18 protein-coding genes are annotated in these 19,679 nt (G+C 69.3%); 3 read left to right on the top strand and 15 right to left on the bottom strand.

Annotated elements, in window-relative coordinates:
- Positions 1 to 24: 24 nt before the first annotated feature.
- The 13 genes from AC4D12_RS09170 to AC4D12_RS09110 form a co-directional block, all read right to left on the bottom strand.
- Positions 25 to 870: a DUF8083 family protein gene (locus AC4D12_RS09170; RefSeq protein ID WP_490949620.1), complete on the bottom strand. Its 846-nt coding sequence runs from the start codon at positions 868 to 870 to the stop codon at positions 25 to 27.
- Entirely contained in the window at positions 867 to 1,676 is an 810-nt protein-coding gene (locus AC4D12_RS09165; protein WP_490949619.1) for an exodeoxyribonuclease III, read from the bottom strand. The genes AC4D12_RS09170 and AC4D12_RS09165 overlap by 4 nt, the downstream gene beginning before the upstream one ends.
- A gap of 26 nt (positions 1,677 to 1,702) precedes the next feature.
- Positions 1,703 to 2,527 (bottom strand): NAD(+) synthase, encoded by an 825-nt coding sequence (gene nadE, locus AC4D12_RS09160; RefSeq protein ID WP_490949618.1) that lies wholly within the window; start codon positions 2,525 to 2,527, stop codon positions 1,703 to 1,705.
- A 155-nt stretch (positions 2,528 to 2,682) separates the two neighbouring features.
- Positions 2,683 to 3,687: a sugar phosphate isomerase/epimerase family protein gene (locus AC4D12_RS09155; protein WP_490949617.1), complete on the bottom strand. Its 1,005-nt coding sequence runs from the start codon at positions 3,685 to 3,687 to the stop codon at positions 2,683 to 2,685.
- Positions 3,684 to 4,892, bottom strand: coding sequence for a Gfo/Idh/MocA family protein (locus AC4D12_RS09150; RefSeq protein WP_490949616.1), 1,209 nt, complete (start codon positions 4,890 to 4,892; stop codon positions 3,684 to 3,686). The genes AC4D12_RS09155 and AC4D12_RS09150 overlap by 4 nt, the downstream gene beginning before the upstream one ends.
- Positions 4,893 to 4,920: 28 nt before the next feature.
- Complete coding sequence (locus AC4D12_RS09145) at positions 4,921 to 5,760, bottom strand: carbohydrate ABC transporter permease (protein WP_490949615.1); 840 nt, start codon at positions 5,758 to 5,760, stop codon at positions 4,921 to 4,923.
- On the bottom strand, positions 5,753 to 6,736 hold the full coding sequence (locus AC4D12_RS09140) for a carbohydrate ABC transporter permease (protein ID WP_490949614.1): 984 nt from the start codon (positions 6,734 to 6,736) through the stop codon (positions 5,753 to 5,755). The genes AC4D12_RS09145 and AC4D12_RS09140 overlap by 8 nt, the downstream gene beginning before the upstream one ends.
- Before the next feature lie 74 nt (positions 6,737 to 6,810).
- Complete coding sequence (locus tag AC4D12_RS09135) at positions 6,811 to 8,136, bottom strand: extracellular solute-binding protein (protein ID WP_490949613.1); 1,326 nt, start codon at positions 8,134 to 8,136, stop codon at positions 6,811 to 6,813.
- Positions 8,137 to 8,274: 138 nt separating this feature from the next.
- Positions 8,275 to 9,189, bottom strand: coding sequence for a sugar phosphate isomerase/epimerase family protein (locus AC4D12_RS09130; RefSeq protein ID WP_490949612.1), 915 nt, complete (start codon positions 9,187 to 9,189; stop codon positions 8,275 to 8,277).
- 53 nt (positions 9,190 to 9,242) lie between these two features.
- Positions 9,243 to 10,481 (bottom strand): substrate-binding domain-containing protein, encoded by a 1,239-nt coding sequence (locus tag AC4D12_RS09125; RefSeq protein ID WP_490950116.1) that lies wholly within the window; start codon positions 10,479 to 10,481, stop codon positions 9,243 to 9,245.
- Positions 10,481 to 11,578, bottom strand: coding sequence for an ABC transporter permease (locus tag AC4D12_RS09120; RefSeq protein WP_490949611.1), 1,098 nt, complete (start codon positions 11,576 to 11,578; stop codon positions 10,481 to 10,483). The genes AC4D12_RS09125 and AC4D12_RS09120 overlap by 1 nt, the downstream gene beginning before the upstream one ends.
- Entirely contained in the window at positions 11,575 to 12,687 is a 1,113-nt protein-coding gene (locus AC4D12_RS09115; protein WP_490949610.1) for an ABC transporter permease, read from the bottom strand. Before AC4D12_RS09115 ends, AC4D12_RS09120 begins: the two co-directional genes overlap by 4 nt.
- Entirely contained in the window at positions 12,684 to 14,201 is a 1,518-nt protein-coding gene (locus tag AC4D12_RS09110) for a sugar ABC transporter ATP-binding protein (protein ID WP_490949609.1), read from the bottom strand. The genes AC4D12_RS09115 and AC4D12_RS09110 overlap by 4 nt, the downstream gene beginning before the upstream one ends.
- A gap of 217 nt (positions 14,202 to 14,418) precedes the next feature.
- Here AC4D12_RS09110 and AC4D12_RS09105 point away from each other — a divergent pair, with 217 nt between their 5' ends.
- Positions 14,419 to 15,609, top strand: a complete 1,191-nt coding sequence (locus AC4D12_RS09105) for an ROK family transcriptional regulator (RefSeq protein ID WP_490950115.1) — start codon at positions 14,419 to 14,421, stop codon at positions 15,607 to 15,609.
- A 373-nt stretch (positions 15,610 to 15,982) separates the two neighbouring features.
- On the opposite strand, the gene AC4D12_RS09100 is transcribed toward AC4D12_RS09105, so the two are convergent.
- Positions 15,983 to 16,807: a DUF559 domain-containing protein gene (locus tag AC4D12_RS09100; RefSeq protein WP_490949608.1), complete on the bottom strand. Its 825-nt coding sequence runs from the start codon at positions 16,805 to 16,807 to the stop codon at positions 15,983 to 15,985.
- Between the two features lie 361 nt (positions 16,808 to 17,168).
- On the opposite strand from AC4D12_RS09100, the gene pyrE reads away from it, so the two are divergent.
- The gene (pyrE, locus tag AC4D12_RS09095) at positions 17,169 to 17,744 is read left to right on the top strand and encodes an orotate phosphoribosyltransferase (protein WP_490949607.1); all 576 of its coding nucleotides are present in this window, start codon (positions 17,169 to 17,171) and stop codon (positions 17,742 to 17,744) included.
- A gap of 36 nt (positions 17,745 to 17,780) precedes the next feature.
- A complete protein-coding gene (locus AC4D12_RS09090) occupies positions 17,781 to 18,779 on the top strand; it encodes an alpha/beta fold hydrolase (RefSeq protein WP_490949606.1) in 999 nt (332 codons plus the stop codon).
- Positions 18,780 to 18,807: 28 nt separating this feature from the next.
- Here AC4D12_RS09090 and AC4D12_RS09085 read toward each other — a convergent pair whose 3' ends face one another.
- Entirely contained in the window at positions 18,808 to 19,587 is a 780-nt protein-coding gene (locus tag AC4D12_RS09085; protein WP_490949605.1) for an HAD-IIA family hydrolase, read from the bottom strand.
- Between the last annotated feature and the right edge of the window lie 92 nt (positions 19,588 to 19,679).

The raw sequence follows: 19,679 nt of genomic DNA, 5'->3' as shown, positions 1-19,679 counted from the left end.
GTCAGGAGATGCGAGAGGGCCTGGTCAGGACGCGCGGGCGAGCTGCCGGATCGGGATCCAGCGGGAGGCGAGCCTCCGGTAGGACGCCGCCGCACTCAGCATGTCCGCCTCGGCCAGGCTCTCGATGCCGAGCCGCACGTCCATGGGGGAGTCGTCGGGGAACACGCGATCCGCCACCGGCCCGTAGTCCACCTCCACCACCGCGTCCCGGTGGAACAGCTCGAGCCACTCCACGATGTCCGTCAGCTCGTCGAGCAGGTCCATCTCCGGTGCCCCGATGGCGAGCTGCGCCACCGAGCGCCGGCCGCGATCGATGCAGTCGCCGATCTGCGCGGTGATGCGCACGGTGAGGACGCGGCCGTCGTCCTCGACGACCTCCGTGAGATCGTCCTCGTGGATCAGCGCGAACCAGGCGAAGGGGACGCCCCAGGTGGCCGAACGGGTATGCAGCTTGGCCACGGAGTCGGCGAACGTGTCGGGATCGAGCCGCGCCTGGTGTGCCTCGCGCGCCGTGTCCGGTACCAGCACGTCGATCAGCGGGCCGCGGAGGTTCTGGTCGAGGGACTCCGCGGCGAGGGTCGTCCGGACAGCGAGCTGGTTGGGGCAGTAGTAGGGCGCCGTCGTCCCGCTCGTTCCGGGGAACTGCGTGACCCGGACGAGATCGGGCTCGTGGTGCGGGAACGGGTCCGAGAGCGTGCGGAGCACGCGGCGCAGGGACTGCTCGTGGTCGAGGCGCTCCGTCAGCTCGCGCTTCCGGTCACGCTGCTCGAGGATGGCGAGCTGCTGGGCGTCCGAGAAGGCATCGAGCGGCTCGTAGACCCGCAGGTGGGACACGTAGGGGAAGGGCCCACCTCCGCCCACGGGGCTCACGGGCCGCTGAGTTCCACCACGACCGGCGCGTGGTCCGAAGCGCCCTTGCCCTTGCGCTCCTCGCGGTCTACGAAGGCGTTCGTGGCGCGCTTTGCCAGGGCGGGGGAGCCGAGCACGAAGTCGATGCGCATGCCCTCCTTCTTCGGGAAGCGCAGCTGCTTGTAGTCCCAGTAGGTGTAGAGGCCGGGGCCGGGGGTGTAGGGCCGGGCGAGGTCCGCGAAGCCGGAGTCGAGGAACGCCTGGAAGGCGGCCCGCTCAGCGGGGCTCACGTGCGTGTAGCCGCCGTTGACGAAGAGGTCGATGTCCCACACGTCGTCGTCCTGCGGGGCGATGTTCCAGTCACCCATGAGGGCGATCTGCGCCTCGGGGTCCTCGGTGATCCAGCGCTCGGCATGCCCGCGCAGGGTGTTCAGCCAGTCGATCTTGTAGGGCATGTGGGGGTCGTCGAGGGCCCGGCCGTTCGGGATGTACAGGCTCCACACGCGGACACCGCCGCAGGTAGCGCCGATGGCCCGGGCCTCCTGCACCGCCTCGGTGCCTGGCTTGCCGAAGGTGGGCTGGTCCGGGAAGGTGCGCGTCACGTCGTCGAGCCCTACCCGTGAGGCGATCGCAACGCCGTTCCACTGGCTGAGGCCGAAGTGCGCCACCTCGAAGCCGGCGTTCTCGAACAGGTCCCAGGGGAAGTTCTCGTCCTTGCACTTCGTTTCCTGGATGGCCAGGACGTCGACGTCGGACCGGTTGAGCCAGGCCTCGACGCGGTCGGCTCGGGCTCGGAGGGAGTTGACGTTCCACGTGGCGATCTTCACCCGCCCTACGTTACCAACGGCGCTGTTTACTCCCGCCACCAGGTGTCGAAGACGGTCACGGGTACGGTGCGCTTGTGCCGCGTGATGTAGTAGCGGTGCTCGATCGCCTTCGCGGCGTCGGCCTCCACCTCGCGGCCCTCGAGGTAGTCGTCGATCTGCTCGTAGGTCAGGCCCAGCTCGTGCTCGTCCGCCTGGCCCGGGGAATCGTCGAGCAGGTCGGCAGTGGGGATCTTGTCGTAGAGGGCGGCCGGGGCGCCGAGCTCCTCCAGCAGTGCACGGTTCTGGCGCTTGTTGAGGCCGAACAGGGGCAGGATGTCCGCTCCGCCGTCGCCGAACTTGGTGAAGAACCCGGTGACCGACTCCGCGCCGTGGTCCGTACCGACGACCAGCAGGTTGTGCTGACCCGCCACCGCGTACTGGGCCACCATGCGTGCGCGGGCCTTGGTGTTGCCCTTCGTGAAGTCGGAGATCTCCTCGCCCGTGGTGTCCACGAACTGCTGCTCGAAGCCGTCCACGGCACGCTCGATGTTGAACACCTTCGAGGTACGCGGCTGGATGAAGGCGAGTGCCGCCTGGGCGTCCTCCTCGTCCTTCTGCACGCGGTACGGCAGCCGGAGAGCGATGAAGTCGGCGTCGAGCCCCTCCGAGCGGAGCTCGTCGACGGCGAGCTGGGCGAGCTTGCCCGCAAGGGTGGAATCGAGCCCGCCACTGATGCCCAGGACGAACCCGCGTGTGCCTGTGGACCTGACGTAGTCCTTCAGGAAGCCGACCCGGCGGCGCACCTCGGCCGCGGGGTCGATGGTGGGCTTGACGCCCATGTCCTCGATGATCTGTGCCTGGAGTTCACGCATGGTCCAAGGCTACTCCCGCCGCATTTCTACAAGGTTACGAATTCGACGGAGATCACACCCCGGTCCGGTCCGCCGCGGCGGGTGGGCCGACCCGGGGGTACTGCACCCCCCCGAAGGAGCAGTACCCCCGGGTCTGCGTCCCGGACGAGGAGAGCTCAGCCCTCCTGGCTGAAGGCGGCGTCGAAGGACGTCTCCGACGGCGCGAAGTCGAACGTCTTCAGGAACGCCAGGGCCTCGGGCGCTCCCTGCAGGCGGTCCATGCCGGCGTCCTCCCATTCCACCGAGATGGGCCCGGTGTAGCCGATGGCGGTGAGGGCTCGGAAGCTGTCCTCCCAGGGCACGTCACCGCGGCCGGTCGAGACGAAGTCCCAGCCACGCCGCGGATCGCCCCAGGGCAGGTGCGAGGACATGATGCCGTTCCGGCCACCACCCATGCGCATCTTCGTGTCCTTGCAGTCCACGTGGTAGATCCGGTCCTTGAAGTCGGAGATGAACGCCACCGGGTCGATCTGCTGCCACATGAAGTGGCTCGGGTCCCAGTTGAGCCCGAACGCGGGGCGGTGGCCGATGGCTTCGAGGGTGCGCTGCGTGGACCAGTAGTCGTAGGCGATCTCGGAGGGGTGCACCTCGTGGGCGAAGCGCACACCGCACTCGTCGAAGACGTCGAGGATCGGGTTCCAGCGGTCGGCGAAGTCCTGGTAGCCGGCTTCGATCATGGCCGCCGGGACGGGCGGGAACATGGCCACGTACTGCCAGATCGAGGAGCCGGTGAAGCCGACCACGGTGTCCACACCGAGCTTCTTCGCGAGCCTCGCCGTCAGCTTCATCTCCTCGGCGGCGCGCTGCCGGACGCCCTCGGGGTCGCCGTCACCCCACACCTTCGGGCCCACGATGGCTTGGTGCCGGAAGTCGATCGGGTCGTCGCAGACGGCCTGACCCTTCAGGTGGTTGGAGATGGCCCAGACCTTCAGGCCGTTGCGCTCCAGGATGTCGAGGCGGTCCTGGATGTAGGCGTCGTCGTCCCAGCGCCAGGCGTCCAGATGGTCGCCGGACACGGCGATCTCGAGGCCGTCGTACCCCCACTGGCCCGCGAGTTCCGCGACCTTCTCGAAGGGGAGGTCGGCCCATTGGCCGGTGAACAGGGTGTAGCTGCGGGTCATGCGTTCTCCTTGAGGAACGAGCGGGTGTGCGTGTCGGAACCGACGAGGACGACGGCGCTCTTGGCCGCCGCGCTCTCCTCGACGGCGGCGAGGACGCGCTGGATCTGGAGCCCTGCCTCGAACGAGGGCTGGGGAGGTTCGCCGGAGCGGATGGAGGTGAGGAAGTCGCGGAGCTGGTGCGTGAAGGTGTGTTCCCAGCCGATGATGTGGCCCTGCGGCCACCACGCGTCGAGGTAGGGGTGCTCGGGTTCGGTGACGAGGATGCGGCGGAAGCCCTGCTCGGTGGCCGGCCCCGCGGTGTCCATGAACCACAGCTCGTTGAGGTTCTCGAGGTCGAAGCGGAGGGCGCCGCGCTCCCCGAACACCTCGATCCGCAGACCGTTCTTCACGCCGGTGGCCACGCGCGAGACCTCGACCGAGGCCACCGCGCCGCTCGAGAGACTCGCGGTGACCCAGGCGGCGTCGTCGACGGTCACGGGCTCCTGCCCGTGCGGCCCCGGACGCTCCTCCACGAAGGTGTGCAGGCGGCCTGAGACCTCGGTGATGGCGTCCCCGGTGAGGAACTGCACCTGGTCCAGCGCGTGGGAGGCGATGTCGCCGAGGGCGCCCGAGCCGGCGGTCTCCTTGCGCAGCCGCCACGTCATGGGCGATGACGGGTCGGTGAGCCAGTCCTGCAGGTAGGCGACCCGCAGGTGGCGCACGCGCCCGAGACGGCCGTCCGCGATGAGGGACCGGGCGTGGGCGAGCGCGGGGATGCGCCGGTAGTTGAAGCCCACCATCGACTGCACACCGCGCTCGCGGGCCACGGCGGCGGCGGCGACCATCTCGGTGCTCTCCGCGATGCTGTTCGCGAGCGGCTTCTCGACGAGGACGTGCTTGCCGGCCCGCAGGGCCTCGATCGCGATCTCGGCGTGCAGGTACCCGGGCGTGCAGATGTCCACGATGTCGACGTCGTCCCTCGCGATCACCTCCCGCCAGTCCGTGGCGAAGCCCTCCCAGCCGTAGCGGGCGGCCGCCTCGGCGGTGCGCTCGGCATCACGGCCGACGACGACGCGGCGCGCCACGGGCGCGACATCGAAGTGGCTGCCCACGGCGCGCCAGGCGGCCGAATGGGCCTTGCCCATGAAGGCGTAGCCGATCATCGCGACGCCGAGCGGTGTCGGGGCGGGTCCATCCGGTACCTGACCGGAGAGGGGGGATGTCATGGTGGGCTCCAAAGGGGATGGTGGCGGGCTACTTGACCGAGCCGGCGGACAGGCCTGCGACGAGGTGCCGCTGGACGAACATGAACCCGATGAGCACGGGAAGCGAGACGACCACGGAGGCCGCCATCAGCTGGTTCCAGTACACATCGGTCTGGTTGGCGTAGGCCTGCAGGCCGATCGCGAGGGTCCGGGTGTCGTTGTTCGTCAGGACCGAGGCGAAGAGCACCTCGCCCCACGCCGTGATGAACGAATAGACGGCGACGGCGATGATGCCGGGCTTCGCGACGGGGATGACCACGCGGATGAAGGCTCCCGCGCGGCTGGTGCCGTCGATCATCGCCGCTTCCTCGAGTTCCCGCGGGATCGACGCGAAGTACCCCGCGAGCATCCAGATGGCGAACGGCAGCGTGAAGGTCAGGTAGGTGATGACCAGGCCGGTGTACGAGCCGTTGAGCTGAATGCCCACCGTCCGCTGGATCTGCGTGAAGATCAGGAACAGCGGCAGGAGGAAGAGGATGCCGGGGAACATCTGCGTGGAGAGGATCACGAGGCTGAACGAGCGCTGACCGCGGAAGTTCAGGCGTGCCACCGCGTAGGCGGCCATGATGGCGATGATCACCGAGAACACGGTGGCCAGTGTGGTGACGATCAGGCTGTTCTTGAAGTAGTGCGCCAGCGGGACGGTCTGCCAGATCTCCACGTAGGGCTCGAGCGTGACGGTGGACGGGAACCACGTGAACAGGCCGCGTACGTCGGCGAGCGGCTTGAAGCTCGTGACCACCACCACGTACAGGGGCAATGCCACGAGGATGAACAGGAAGGTCAGGCCGATCCGCCGGAACCAGCGGAACCCGGGTGTCTCAATCAATGTCTTTTCCCTTCGGGAGGACCATGCGCACGTAGACGATCGAGGCGATGAAGAGCAGGACGAGCAGCAGTGTGCTCATCGCGCCTCCCAGGCCGAAGTTCCAGTTGGAGAACGAGTGCTGGTAGATCAGCGGCGAGATGAGGCGGGCGGACTCCGGCGGGGCCGCGCCGAACAGGACGAACGGGACGTTGAACTGGTTGAAGATCCACAGGCTCATGACGAGCAGCAGGACCCCGTTGGCGGGCCGGATCATGGGCAGCGTGATGAGGGTGAACTGCTTCCACAGGGGAGCGCCGTCGATCGCCGCGGCCTCGTAGACGTCCTTCGGGATGTTCTGGAGGGCCGCGAGGAGCATGAGGAAGGCGAAGGGCCACATCTGCCACGCCGTGACGATCACCGTGACCCAGAAGGCGTTGCCGCCGAGCAGCCAGAACGGCCGCTCGGCGAGGAGCCCGAGGTCGTCCACGAGGATCTTGTTGATGGCGCCGTCGCGCTGGCTGAACATGAACGCCCACGCGATGGTGGCCACGTAGCTCGGCAGGGCGTAGGGGATGAGGAAGAAGGTACGGAGGAAGCCGTTGCCGCGGAAGGAGCCGTGCAGCAGGATGGCGGCCATCATGCCGAGTGCCCAGACGATGGCGAGCACGACGACGGTGAACACGAGGGTGCGCCCGAAGCTCGCGAGGAACTCGCCGCCGATCGGGCCGTTCGGATCGAGCCCTGCGACGAAGTTGTCGAGACCCACGAAGGGGGCCCGCAGCCAGTTGCGGATGTTGAGCTGGCTCAGCCCGAGGAAGGCGATGTACACGCCCAGGATCATCGGGACGATGTGGATCAGGAGCTCCATGATCACGGCCGGAGCGATCAGGATGTAGGCGAACGGGGACTTCCGTTTGCGGCGGACCGCGGGGGCCGGGCGCGGGGGGATCTCGGGGCCGCTGCCGGCGGCCGGTGGCTTGTCGACCAGTTGTGACATGGGTGCTCCTCGGACTGCGCGGGTCGGTCGTCCAGCAGGTGCCCGGAGGCCGGGCACCTGCTGGTGACTGGGAGTTACTGGGCGGCTGCCATCTGGCTGTTGGCGTCCTCGAGGGCCTGCCGAATGTCCGCTTCGGTCACGGTTCCGGTGGCGGCCTGCGCGAAGAGGTTCTTCATCGCGGTACCCACGAGGGTCTCCATCTGGCCCTCCTGGCTGATCAGCGGCATGGGCTTGGCGTTGTTCTCGAGGATGCTCTGCTTGAGCGTGATCTCCTCGGACTGGAACGCCTCGTCCTCGTAGGCGGCGGTCAGCACGGGCAGGGCCGTGAAGGCCTTGTTGAGGTAGACCTGCTCCTCGTCGCTCGTGAGGTGTGCCGCGAGCTGCAGTGCACCCTCCTCGTTGTCCGTCTCGGCGAACACGCTCAGGTTGATACCGGCGACGTGGCTCATGGTCGCCTCATCGCCCGTGGCGTCCGGGTTGGTCAGCGGCACCGGGGCGGCGGCGAAGTTCTCGAAGCCACGGGCGTTCAGCGTCTTGGCCGGGGCCTGGTCGAAGAACATGGCGGCGTTGCCGGCCGCGAAGTCCTCAACCATCTGGCTGCCACCGGTGAACTCCGCGTTCGACGGCGAGACCACCTTGTCGGTCGCCATGAGGTCGATCCACTGCTTGACGCCGGCCACCTGCTCGTCGCTCGCGAACGTCGGCTCGCCGTTCTCGTCGAAGAGCGACCCGCCCTGCTGCAGTCCGCGGACGAAGGCCTGGTGGGCGTTGTTGGAGATCGAGCTGCCGGCCAGGGACACGCCCCACTGGTCGATTTCGCCGTCACCGTCGGTGTCGATGGTGAGCTTCTTCGCGGCCTCCACGAATTCGTCCCAGGTCTCCGGGGGAGCCTCGATCCCCGCTGCGGCGAACATCTCGGTGTTGTAGTAGAGCGAGTAGCTGAGCCCGTACAGGGGGATGGAGGTGGGTGTCTCGCCCTCGGCGCCGCCCGTGGACCAGCTGCTCTGGATGAAGCGGTCCTGGCCACCGACGGCCTCCAGCGCCTCACCCTCGAAGGGCAGGAACGCGCCGGTCTCCTGCAGCGTCGTCGCCCAGGTGTTACCGATGTTGAGCACGTCGGGGCCCTCGCCGCTGCTCACGGCGGTGAGGATGCGGTTGTAGAGGTCCGTCCAGGGGATGACCTCGAGTTCCACCTCGATGCCGGTCTCCTCGGTGAACCGGGCCAGGGACTCCTCGAGCACCACGCGGTCGTCCTCGACCGTGGTGCCCTGGTTCGAGGCCCAGTAGGTCAATGTCTCTCCCGAGGAGGCGTCCCCCGATCCGGAACCGCAGGCGGCGAGGCCGGTCATTCCGAGACCGAGGACGGCGAGGGTGGACAGGGCCTTAAGAGATGGTTTCACGGTTGATCTCTCCTTTGAGTAACACCGAGGTGGCAGGTCCGGGGCTCGCGACGAGGCGGGCGGCTGGGCGCGGATGGAGCTGCGTGTGGCGTCCGAACTTAACTGGTTCAGTCACGGTACGACCACTTCTGCCGAGGGTCAATCAAAAGCTGTTGGTGTCTTGACAGAATCCGTGACCGGGGCACCGGATGACGTACTGGGGCGTGTTGCGCGGAGGAAGGCGAGCCCGCTCCGGGCGAGCTCGTCCTGGCTCGGCGCGAGGGGGCGCCAGATCGCGGCAGCCGTGGCGATGCTCGCGTTGTGTGCCGTGAAGCTCTCGATCACCAGGGCGCCGTCGTACCCGACGTCGTCGAGGGCGGGGAAGATCCCCGGCCAGTCGGTCTGGTCGCCGCCCGGCGCCCCGCGGTCGTTCCCGCACACCTGCAGGTGCACCAGGTGCTCACCAGCGGCCCGGATGGCTTCGGCCGACGAGCGCTCCTCGATGTTCAGGTGATAGGTGTCCAGCGCCAGCCCCACGCCCCGACCCAGGAGCGGGCCGAGTGCGTCGAGGGCCTGCTCCACGGTGTTGACGAGCGAGGTCTCGTACCGGTTCAGGGGTTCGATACCGAGCACGACGCCGGCGGCCACCGCTCGGTCGGCGAGGGGCTCGAGGGCGCCGCGCAGGTCCGCGTAGGCCCGGTGGCGCTCGCCGTCGTCCATCCGCCACAGCCGGCCGGTGGAGGAATAGAACGGACCGCACACGCGGGTGGCGCCGATGGCACCCGCGAGGTCGATGCACGCGGCGAGGTACTCCTGGGTGCGGCGGACGACGTCGTCGGGCGCGTCCACGAGGTCCCGCCCGGGCGCCATGGCGCCGACGACGAAGGGCGTCAGACCCGTCCCCTCGAGGGCGTCCACGACGGCGGGAGCCGTCAGGTCACCGATGGTCTCGAGGGGGAGCTCGACGGCGTCGAACCCGAGGTCGGCGATCTTCCGCAGCAGGGGAGGCAGGTCCGCGTCCCTCAGCGGTGACGTCCACACCCACGTGTTGACGCCGATGGCGCGTGCTGACACCGGCCTGCCTCCTTCCTACTGCGTTGTCGCGGAGCGTGCGGATCGCGGACCGGTCAGGGGATCTGGCGCTCCTGCCACACGGTCGGGTAGCCCGCGAGGTCCTCGCCGCCGAACTTGGCGTAGTGCCCGTCCGGCATGCCCTCGTTCGCGGTCAGGAACTCGCCCCGCTCCTCCTCGGTGATGGGCGACTGCGGCAGCACCCACTCCGCGGGGACCTCCTCGCCCGCGAAGATCTTCTCGAGCGCCAGCAGCGGGGTGCGCCACTGGAAGTTCGAGTAGACGGGGGCCAGGGCGTCGATGCCGGTCTCGTCCCACTTGCGCAGGAAGCTCATCTCGTCCTCGCCCGTCATCACCGGGAGGTCCGCCCCGGCGTCCTCGAAAGCCTCGATGGCCGCGACCGCGCCGTCACCGGCGTCCATCCACACGCCCTGGACGTCGCCCGTGGCGAGTTCGTCCGCGATGATCGACTTGATCTCCACGGGGTCGGCCCCGGTGAAGTAGTCGACCGCCTCGATGCCGTTCTCCTCGAAGATGCGCTCGGCCGCGGCCCACCGCTGCTCGAGGACGTCCACGCCGGGCAGGATCCTCAGGGCCACCACCTTGTCGCCCTCCTCGAGCCGCTCGCTCAGGAACTCCGCGGTGTCGATGCCCCAGGCGAAGCCGCCGATCGGGTGGATGAACGTCACCGCGCAGTCCGTCTGGACACCGCGGTCGAAGACGACCACGGGCTTGCCCGTCTCGCAGGCGCGCTCGACGGCGGGGGTCATGGCCGCCGTGGAGTTCGGCGAGATGATGAACGCGTCGCAGTCGCCCTCCGCGATGAAGTAGTCGATGTCCGCGATCTGGGTGTTGTCGTCGTCCTGCGCGTCACGCGTCTCCATCTCGGAGATCACGCCCGACTCCTGCAGGGTCTGCAGCTGCTGGTTCATGGTGATCCAGCCGGTCTGGCGCCAGGGGTTGGAGATCGAGGCGTTCGAGAAGCACGCCTTCTGCGGCCCCTCGGCGGCGAAGGCGGAGGTGTCCGTCATCTCGCCGTCGATGTACTGCAGGTAGGGCTGTGCCGGATCACCCTCGAAGGTGGCCGAGCGCTGCTCGTCCTGCTCGTCGTAGACGGCCTGGTCGAACCACTCCGTGCTGTCCTCCGACGGCTGCTCGGCCGCGGGGGTGGCTTCGCCGGCGGTCTCCTCGGCCGCCGGAGGGTTCTCGATGGACGAATCGGTGGTACACGCGGTCAGGGCGAGCAGCGACGTCGCTGCGATCACCGTGACCTTGCTCAGGATGCTTCCACGCATCATGTTCCTTCCTCGTGTGTGCCCGGTGCGGGCACTGCTGGTGCGATGGGACGGTGGGGATCATGGGTGCGGCTGCCGGCGCCACGGCGCTTGCGCTGCCAGTTCTGCGCCGCCGCCGCGACGGCGAGGACGATGATGGCGCCCTGCACGCTGTCACGCCACGTGGACTCGACGCCGAGGAAGTTCAGGAGGGTGAAGAGCAGCTCCAGCGCGAAGGCGCCGGCCGCTGCGGAGAGCACCAAGCCGCGGCCGCCTCCCAGCACCACACCCCCGAGGACGACGGCGGTGATCGCGGTGAACTCGTACCCCTGCCCCACGGACGGGTGCACGCCGGCGTAGCCCACGAGGATCACGCCCGCGACGGTGGCGGCGAGCGAGGACAGCATGAAGGCACGGGTACGGACCCACCACACGGGTGCTCCGGTGAGGGCCGCGGCGTGCTCGCTGTCACCGACGGCGACGAGCGTACGGCCGTAGGGGCGGCGCATGAGCCAGGCCGCGGCCGTGGCGAGGACCACGAGGATCAGCACCGGGTAGGGGATCACCTCGAGCACGGGGACGTCCTCGACCGCGCCGCGGCCGATCTGCCGGAAGCTGTCCGCCGGGTTACCCGTGGCCGCGCCTCCCGTCCAGAAGAGCACGAGCCCGAGGAGGGCCAGCATGGTGCCGAGCGTCACGATGAAGCTCGGCACCCTCAGGAGGGTGGTGACCAGCCCGTTGACGAGCCCCACGAACGCACCGAACACGAGCATCAGCGCCAGGACCGGCACGGTGCGGGACTCGTCCTCACCCACGAGGTTGCCCGCGATGATCACCTGCGCGGTGACCACGGAGCCCATGGAGAGATCGAACTCGCCGGAGACGATCACGAAGTACTGCCCGATCGCCGCGATGGCTATGGGGGCGACGCGCCCGATGAAGCGGATGAGGGAGCCGGGTTCACCGAAGGACGGGTTCGCGGCGATCACGGCGACGAACAGGACCGCGACGAGCACGAAGATGGCTCCGCTCGGTGTTCTGAGGGCCCGGAGCACGCGCTCCCCACGTGAGCTCCGGTTCTGCTCGAGGACGGCGGTCCGGTCGGCGAGGACGCTCATGCCGTCACCCCGTCGCGAGTGCCCGCGCCGTGGTCGCGCGACCCTCCGTCGTCGGGCCGCGATCTTCCCGCGCTCGGCGGGCGGGCGTCGTCGTCGCCGCGGCCGCCGGGCGAACTCTCGCCGCCGCGTCCGGTCGTGTCCGCGTTGCGGCCGAAGCGCGCCTGCCGATGGACCGTGCGGCGCCGGGCGTAAACCGCGACCGCGACGACGATCACGATGCCGCGCACCACGTCCTTGAGGAACGGGTTGATCTGCAGCACGCTCATGATGTTGTCCAGCATGGCGAAGATCAGCACGCCGCCGAGGGTCCCCACGAGCGAGCCCTTGCCGCCCGCGAGCAGCGTGCCGCCGAGGACGACGGCGGCGATGGACAGGAGGTCGTACCCGCCCTGCGAGCCGATGGTCGGGCTGCCGACGCCGAGGCGCGCGGCGAGCAGGAGCCCGGCGAGGCCAGCCATGACGGAGCAGATCACGTGGGCGGCGATGACGGGTGTCTGGGTCCGGACGCCGCTCATGCGGGCCACCCCGGTGTCACCGCCCACCGCGTACATCGCGTGGCCCAGCCGGGTGGAGGTGAGCATCAGGAGGACCACGCCGGCACACGCGAGCATGATCAGGGTCGAGACGGGTACCGGCCCGATGCCCGTGGCTCCGATGAGCCGGAAGGCGAACGGTGCCTGGCCCGAACTGCCCTGGTACGTGGAGCCGAGGTAGCCGCTGACGATCAGGCCCATGCCGAGCGTCGCGATGAACCCGTGCACCTTCAGCCCGGCCACCACCGCTCCGTTGACCAGCCCGATCAGTGCGCTGATCAGGAGGGCGGTGAGGACCGCGGGCACGATGTTGCCGGGCTGGTTCGCCATGATGCCCGCGCCGATCAGGCTGGAGAGGCTGATCACGTAGGGCACCGAGAGATCGAGGCTGCCGACGAGGATCACGAGGGTCTGCCCGATCGCGATGAAGCCGAGGATGCTCGTGCCCGTCAGGATGTCGGAGATGTTGCCGGTGCTGAAGAAGTTCCGGCCCGTGGTGCCCACGAGCACCGTGCCGACCACGACGGTCAGCAGGGCCACGAGGTAGACGATGTTCGTGGAGGTCAGCCGGGTCACGAGTGCACCCCCCGCGCTCCCGTGGCCAGCTGGAGGACCTGTTCCTCCGAGGCACCCGCGGACAGCTCGCCCGCGATCCGGCCGTCGCGCATGACCAGCACCCGGTCCGACATCCCGAGCACCTCGGGAAGCTCGCTCGACACCATGAGGATGGCCTTGCCTTCCTGCGCCAGCCGGCGCATCAGGGTGTAGACGGCGACCTTCGCGCCGACATCGATCCCGCGGGTCGGTTCGTCCAGGAGCACCACCCGGGGGTCGATGGCGAGCCACTTCGCGAGGACGACCTTCTGCTGGTTGCCGCCCGACAGGTACTGCACCTCCTGGTCGAGGTCGCGGGCCACGACCTCGAGCGACGAGAAGACGGCCGGTGCTCCTCGCCGGGCAGCGGCGGTGCGGCCCGGATGGACCGACCGCACCACGCTCAGCGCGTTGTCGAGGATGGACTGGTTCAGGCTGAGCCCCTGTGCCTTCCGGTCCTCGGTGATCAGTGCCACCCGGTGGCGGATGGCCTGCCTCGGGGAGACAGGCCGGTAGTCGCGGCCCTCGAGCCTCATGCCGCCGCGGGTGAAGGGGGCTGCGCCGAACACCGCCTCGACCAGTTCGGTGCGGCCGGAGCCCTGCAGGCCCGCGACACCGACGATCTCCCCGGCACGGAGGGTGAGGTGCACGTCGTCGAGCTGGTCGTTGCCGGCACCCGTGATCTCCAGCAGGGGAGCGCCGACGAACGTCCCCGGGAGTGCCTCGGGGAAGTAGGCCGAGATGGGCCGGCCGACCATCGCACGGACCAGCGCGGCGTCGTCGAGCTGTGCCGCGGGTACGGACGTGACCACGCGGCCGTCCTTGAGGACGGTGATGGTGTCGCAGAGGTCGAAGATCTCTTTGAGGCGGTGGGAGACGTAGAGGATCGCGGTGCCGCGCTTCCGCAGGCGATCGATGATGCCGTACAGCAGTTCCACCTCGGCGCCGGCGAGCGCCGCCGTGGGCTCGTCCATCGAGATGATCCGGGCGTCGTAGCTCACGGCCTTCGCGATCTCCACGATCTGCTGCTGCGCCACGGAGAGGGAACTGATGGAGGCCGTGGGGCGGATGCTCGTGATCCCGAGGTCCGCGAGCAGGTCGGCGGTGGCTCGGTTCATCGCCGCGCGGTCGACCAGCAGACCCTTGCGGGGTTCGCGCCCGAGGTAGATGTTCTGCGCTACGGTGCGTTCGGGCAGCAGGTTGAACTCCTGGAAGACGGTCGAGAGACCGGCTCGGCGTGCCTGGATCGGGTGGGTGAAGACCACGGGCCGGCCGTCCACCTCCACCGTGCCGGCGTCCCGCGTGTAGACGCCGGCGAGGAGCTTCATGAGTGTCGACTTGCCCGCACCGTTCTCGCCGACGAGTCCGTGGACCTCGCCCGGCAGGAGGTCGAGATGTGCGTCCTGGAGGACCGGCACCCCGAAGAAACTCTTGGAGAGTCCGGTGACCCGCAGGATCGGGGTCGGGCGTTCGCTGATCGAGACTTCGTCGTCCACGCGGCCACTGTGACATGCCTCACGCACTTTTGTCGAGGTTCAGTCAAAAGATGCTGCATGAACGTTACGGCACCGAGGTGGGGCCAGTGGAAGTGCCGGGTGCTTTACTGAAAGGGTGCTCCCCTCTCCATCGATCTCGGCCGTCAACAGTGGGTCCGCGGCCGGCAGCGACACCGTGACCGCGCGTGATGCCGCGGCCGTGCGTGATGCCGCGGCCGTGCGGCGGCCCGCGGTCACCACGGGCTCGGGTGCGAGCGAGATCTTCCAGGTCCTGCGGGACGGGCAGCCCCGCACCCGGGCGGAACTCGCCTCGGTCACCGGCCTCGCGCGGTCCACGATCGCCGCCAGGATCGACGCGCTGATGTCACTCGGCCTCGTGGCTCCCTTCGGCGGAGCCGCCTCCACCGGCGGTCGCCCGCCGTCCCTGTTCGCCCTCAACCCCGGTGCCAAGGTGGTCATCGGCGCGGACCTCGGCGCCACGCACGCGCTCGTGATCCTCGCGGACCTCGCAGGGCAGGAGCTGGGCCGCAAGCAGCAGCGCATCAGCATCGGTGACGGACCCGAGGTGGTGCTGTCGTGGCTGACCGCGGCCATCACCGATCTGCTCGCGGTTGCAGGCCGCTCCACGGACGAGCTCGCGGCCGTGGGCATCGGCCTGCCCGGCCCGGTGGAGCACGACACGGGACGCCCGATCAACCCGCCGATCATGCCGGGCTGGGACCGCTTCGACGTGCCCGGGATGATCCAGCGCGCCTTCTCCGTACCCGTTCTCGTGGACAACGACGTCAACATCATGGCCCTGGGGGAACTGAGCGCGAGCTGGCCCGACGTCGCAGACCTCATGTTCGTGAAGGTCGCCACCGGCATCGGCGCCGGCCTGATCCTCGGCGGAGTTCTGCAGCGCGGTGCGCAGGGTACGGCGGGCGATCTCGGGCACGTCCAGGTGGCGCGTGGCGGCGACACCATCTGCCGGTGCGGGAACGTCGGGTGCCTCGAGGCCATCGCTGGAGGCCCCGCCCTTGCGGCGGCGCTGAGCACTGTGGACGGTCCGCCGCTCACGGGTGGCCAGGACGTCGTCGAGCTGGTGCGGTCGGGTGACACCCGGGCGCTGCAGGCCGTGCGGCAGGCGGGGCGCGATATCGGCGAGGTCCTGGCGGCATGCGTCAACCTCGTGAACCCGTCCGTGATCGTGATCGGCGGTTCGCTCGCGCAGTCCGGCGAGCACCTCCTCGCCGGCATCCGGGAGGTCGTCTACACGCGGTCGCTCCCGCTGGCCACCGAACACCTGCGGATCGTCCCGTCGGTGTCCGGGCAGAACGCGGGCGTGGCGGGAGCGGCCGTCCTCGCGATCTCCCACGCGCTGTCACCCGAGGCCATCGACGCCGCCAGTGCCCGCATGACGGCCTGAGCCGGGCGTCGGCCTCCATTACCTCCGACGTCTGAAGGCCTGAGCCGGGCGTCGGCCGGACGCAGCCCTCGTGAGCCGGCCCGGTACCGGCCGGACGCGAGCACCTTTTGCGTCTGGCGGTGGCTCCTGACCGTGCGTCATTCTCGCCCTCGTCGTCGAACTCGGGGTGTTCGGCTGGGTAATGAGCGTGTCGGCGCGCAACACGCCGGCGGGAGCGGCAGTGTGCCGGGAATAACCCCGGATCGCGCACGGCGAGGTCAGGGCGGCCCGTGCTTGATGCCCGGGCGACACAAGCACGGTGTGTGGCGTGGGCCCGCCGAGGGAGTGCGGCGTGGTGGGCCCACTCAGGGAGTGCGGCCCGCCTTCCGTCGGACTAGCGCAGCACGCGCCCGCGAAGGACGGCCATGATCTCGGCAAGAACGTCGTCGGCGTGGAACATAATGTCCTCGTAGCCATACCGGAGGACGAGGTACCCGCCGATGATCGTCGCGTTGTTGCGACGGCGGTCCCGTCGGCGGGCTCGACGGTCCGAGTGGTACGCGTCGCCATCAACCTCGACCACGAGGACGCCCTCCACCAGGAAGTCGACCCGACCCACGCCGTCGAGCTGGACCTGCTCCCGCACCTGGAGCCCAGCACCCTCGAGCATGATGCGGGCCACCACTTCGAGAGCGGAATCGGCTCCCCCCGTCACCAGAGTCAGGGCTGCACGCGCCGGCCCGTTCCGGTTGCCCGTCAGGCGGTCGAGGAGGAACTGCCTGGTGGTGTCTCCACGCCGAAGCGCACTCTCCACCATCACGGCTGCCTCCACCGCGGGAAGGCAATGCAGGGCGTGAACGAGGACGTCGACACGACCGACCATGGGCCTCGTCGGGTGCGCAGGCACGGTCAGGGGTCTGTGGTGCGACGTGCAGCCCGGAAGGCGGCTGTGCGCGTGGAGGTGATGGACATGCGGCGCGTGGAGGGCCCACAGGTCGTACAAGGAGGCCGCAGAGACGCACGTGAGCTGAGCGTCGTTGACCAGTGCCGCGACGAGGCCGGCCGGGGCATCGGGAAGCGCGAGAACGCCGCGTCGTACGCGGAGGACGACGCCGGTGCGGACCCCGAACGCGATCTCGCTGCGTGTCACGCCGAGGTCGAGGAGCCTGCCGGTCCGGGACACCGACCCCACACTGCGCAGCGCGCCGACGACGTCCATGGTTCATCCCACCAGTCGGACAGGCCCTGCCGTCATCTTGGAGAGCGCTATGTGCACAACGGTGCTCGACGGAGTCGTCGGATCGTGCGGCGCAACTCGGGGACTTCGACGACCTCGAGGGGGTGTCGCGCGGGGCCGCGCCTGTGAACGCGCCGCTCCGGGCTCGAATCACCCCGACGACGGCGCAGGACCCGACGACGGAAGACACCGACGGCGCAGGACCCGACGACGACGGAAGACGGAAGACACCGACGACGACGGAGTCGTCGACGACGACGAAATCGGCCGCGACGACGCCCTGGGCGCCGGCAGCGGCGTCGGCCGGACGCAGCCCTCGCGAGCCCCTCGGTAGACTGGCCGCATGACCGCCGAGACCCCCGCGCAGACCTCCGACCGCTCCCGGCTCCTCGAACTCATCAAGGAACTCGCCGTCGTGCACGAGCGCGTCACGCTGTCCAGCGGCGTCGAGGCGGACTACTACATCGACCTCCGTCGCATCACGCTCCACCACGAGGCATCGGGGCTGGTGGGGCGCGTGATGCTCCGGATGCTCGACGACGCCGGCATCACCTTCGAGGCGGCCGGCGGCCTCACGATGGGCGCCGACCCCGTGGCCACCGCCCTCATGCACGCGGCCGCCGCCGCGGACCGCCCCATCGACGCGTTCGTGGTCCGCAAGACGCAGAAGACCCACGGTATGGCCCGCCAGGTGGAGGGCCCGGACGTGGCCGGACGCCCCGTCGTCGTCCTCGAGGACACCTCGACCACCGGCGGGTCCGCACTCACCGCCGTCGAGGGCGTGCGCCGCGCGGGCGGTGACGTCCAGGCCGTGGCCGTGATCGTGGACCGGAGCACGGGATCGAAGGAGCGCATCGAGTCCGAGGCCGGCGTTCCCTACCTCTTCGCGTTCGGCAAGGACGAGCTGGGCCTCGCCTGACGGGCGTTCCCGACGGATCGGACGGGGCGGAGCGAGGTGGACGACGACGCGCGGGCACTGCTCCGAGCCCGCGCGTTCCGCGAGAGTTCCCGGCGCTCCTTCCTGATCGGAACCGCAGCGGCCGGCGTGCTCACCGCCGACCTCGCCTTCACCCGCTACATCCAGTCCCAGCGCGACCAGACGCGCATCCTCCCGCTGGATGACGACGGCGCCCGCGCGCGCTTCGCGAACGACCGCTGGGTGCTGTTCCCGGGCTACAAGACCAGCTGGGAGGAGGGTCTCTGGATCCTCAACTCGCTGCGCCCCGCGCTGGTGCGGAGGGGCCAGCTCGCGGTGATGGGGTACTCCAACCGGGGCCTCGACATCAACAACGTGGTGGCCACCATGACCCGGTACGTGGAGAACTTCCGGCTCGAGAAGCTCTATTTCTACGGGCACAGCTTCGGTGGGATGGTCGCCGTGGAAGTGGCCGCCCGCCTGCGGGACCGCGGCATCCCCGTGGAGCTGGTGCTGCTCGACTCCTCGCCCTCCAGCCGCTTCGACGTGCAGGACCAGCGCATGTTCGACGGCGTGGTGCTGCTCTACGAGGCCGGTGTCCGCGTGCCCATCAGCGTCCGCGGTACCTACGAGCTCGGTGAGCGGATCGTCCACAAGAACGAGCGCACCTGGAGCCAGATCGTGGACCAGACACTGGAGCAGCTGTCGCCGCTGGCCCCGAGCACGGAACTCATCCAGTCGGAGTCCTCGTACATCTACCACTACGACGCCGCGCGGTTCCGGCTCTCCCTGGGCGACACCCGGGTGGTGTTCGCGGGCAACCCGGGCGACGGCGTCGTCACCTACGAGACCGCGCGCGCCGGGTGGGCGCGGGCGCTGCCCGACAACGTGCGCTCCGTCGACTACGTCACCGAGGGGGCGCTCCCGGCGCACGCGAGCCCGCAGTGGAACCCGGGCATCTACCGGGATGTGGTGGACGCCGTGCAGCGCGCGTATGCACCCGTCGGCCGCAGCGGCGGGTCGAAGCGCGCCTTCTGAGCGAAGAGAACCGGCGAGACGCGACCGGTCAGACCTGGTCGATCAGGTCCGCCACCGAGTTCACGATCTGCGCGGGCCGGAAGGGGTAGGCGTCGATGTCCGCCGGCTGGGTGATCCCGCTGAGCACGAGGACCGTGTGGAGGCCGGCCTCCATGCCCGCGATGATGTCGGTGTCCATGCGGTCGCCGATCATCGCTGTGGTCTCCGAGTGCGCGTCGATCTGGTTCATGGCGGAGCGGAACATCATGGGGTTCGGCTTGCCGACGATGTACGGGCTGCGGCTGGTGGCGGCCGTGATCATGGCGGCGATCGCGCCGGTGGCGGGCAGTGGGCCCTCCTTCGACGGCCCGGTGACGTCGGGGTTCGTGGCGATGAAGCGGGCGCCGTCGAGGATCAGTCGGACAGCTTTCGTGATCGCCTCGAACGAGTAGGTGCGGGTCTCGCCGAGCACCACGTAGTCCGGGTCGGTGTCCGTCAGGACGAACCCGGCCTCGTGCAGCGCCGTCGTCAGCCCCGCCTCGCCGATCACGTACGCCCGGCCGCCCGGTAGCTGGTCACGCATGAACTGCGCGGTGGCGAGGGCCGAGGTCCACAGGTTCTCCTCCGGGACCTCGAGGCCGGAGGCCTTCAGGCGCGCGGCGAGGTCCCGCGGGGTGTAGATGGAGTTGTTCGTCAGGACGAGGAACCGCTTCGAGGTGGCCACCCACCGTTCGATCAGCTCGGCCGCGCCCGGGATGGCGTGGTTCTCGTGCACCAGCACCCCGTCCATGTCGGTGAGCCAGCATTCGATGTGTTCGTTCTCGCGCATCGCGTCCTCTCCTGGGTCCACCGTGGTCCGCCTCCGCCAGTCTCCCACTTCGACGTCGTGCATGCTCGGATGGCGCCGGACCGCCCCCGTAC

The organism is Arthrobacter sp. TJ-266 (assembly GCF_058269115.1).
This window is presented reverse-complemented; position numbering and strand designations above follow the sequence as displayed.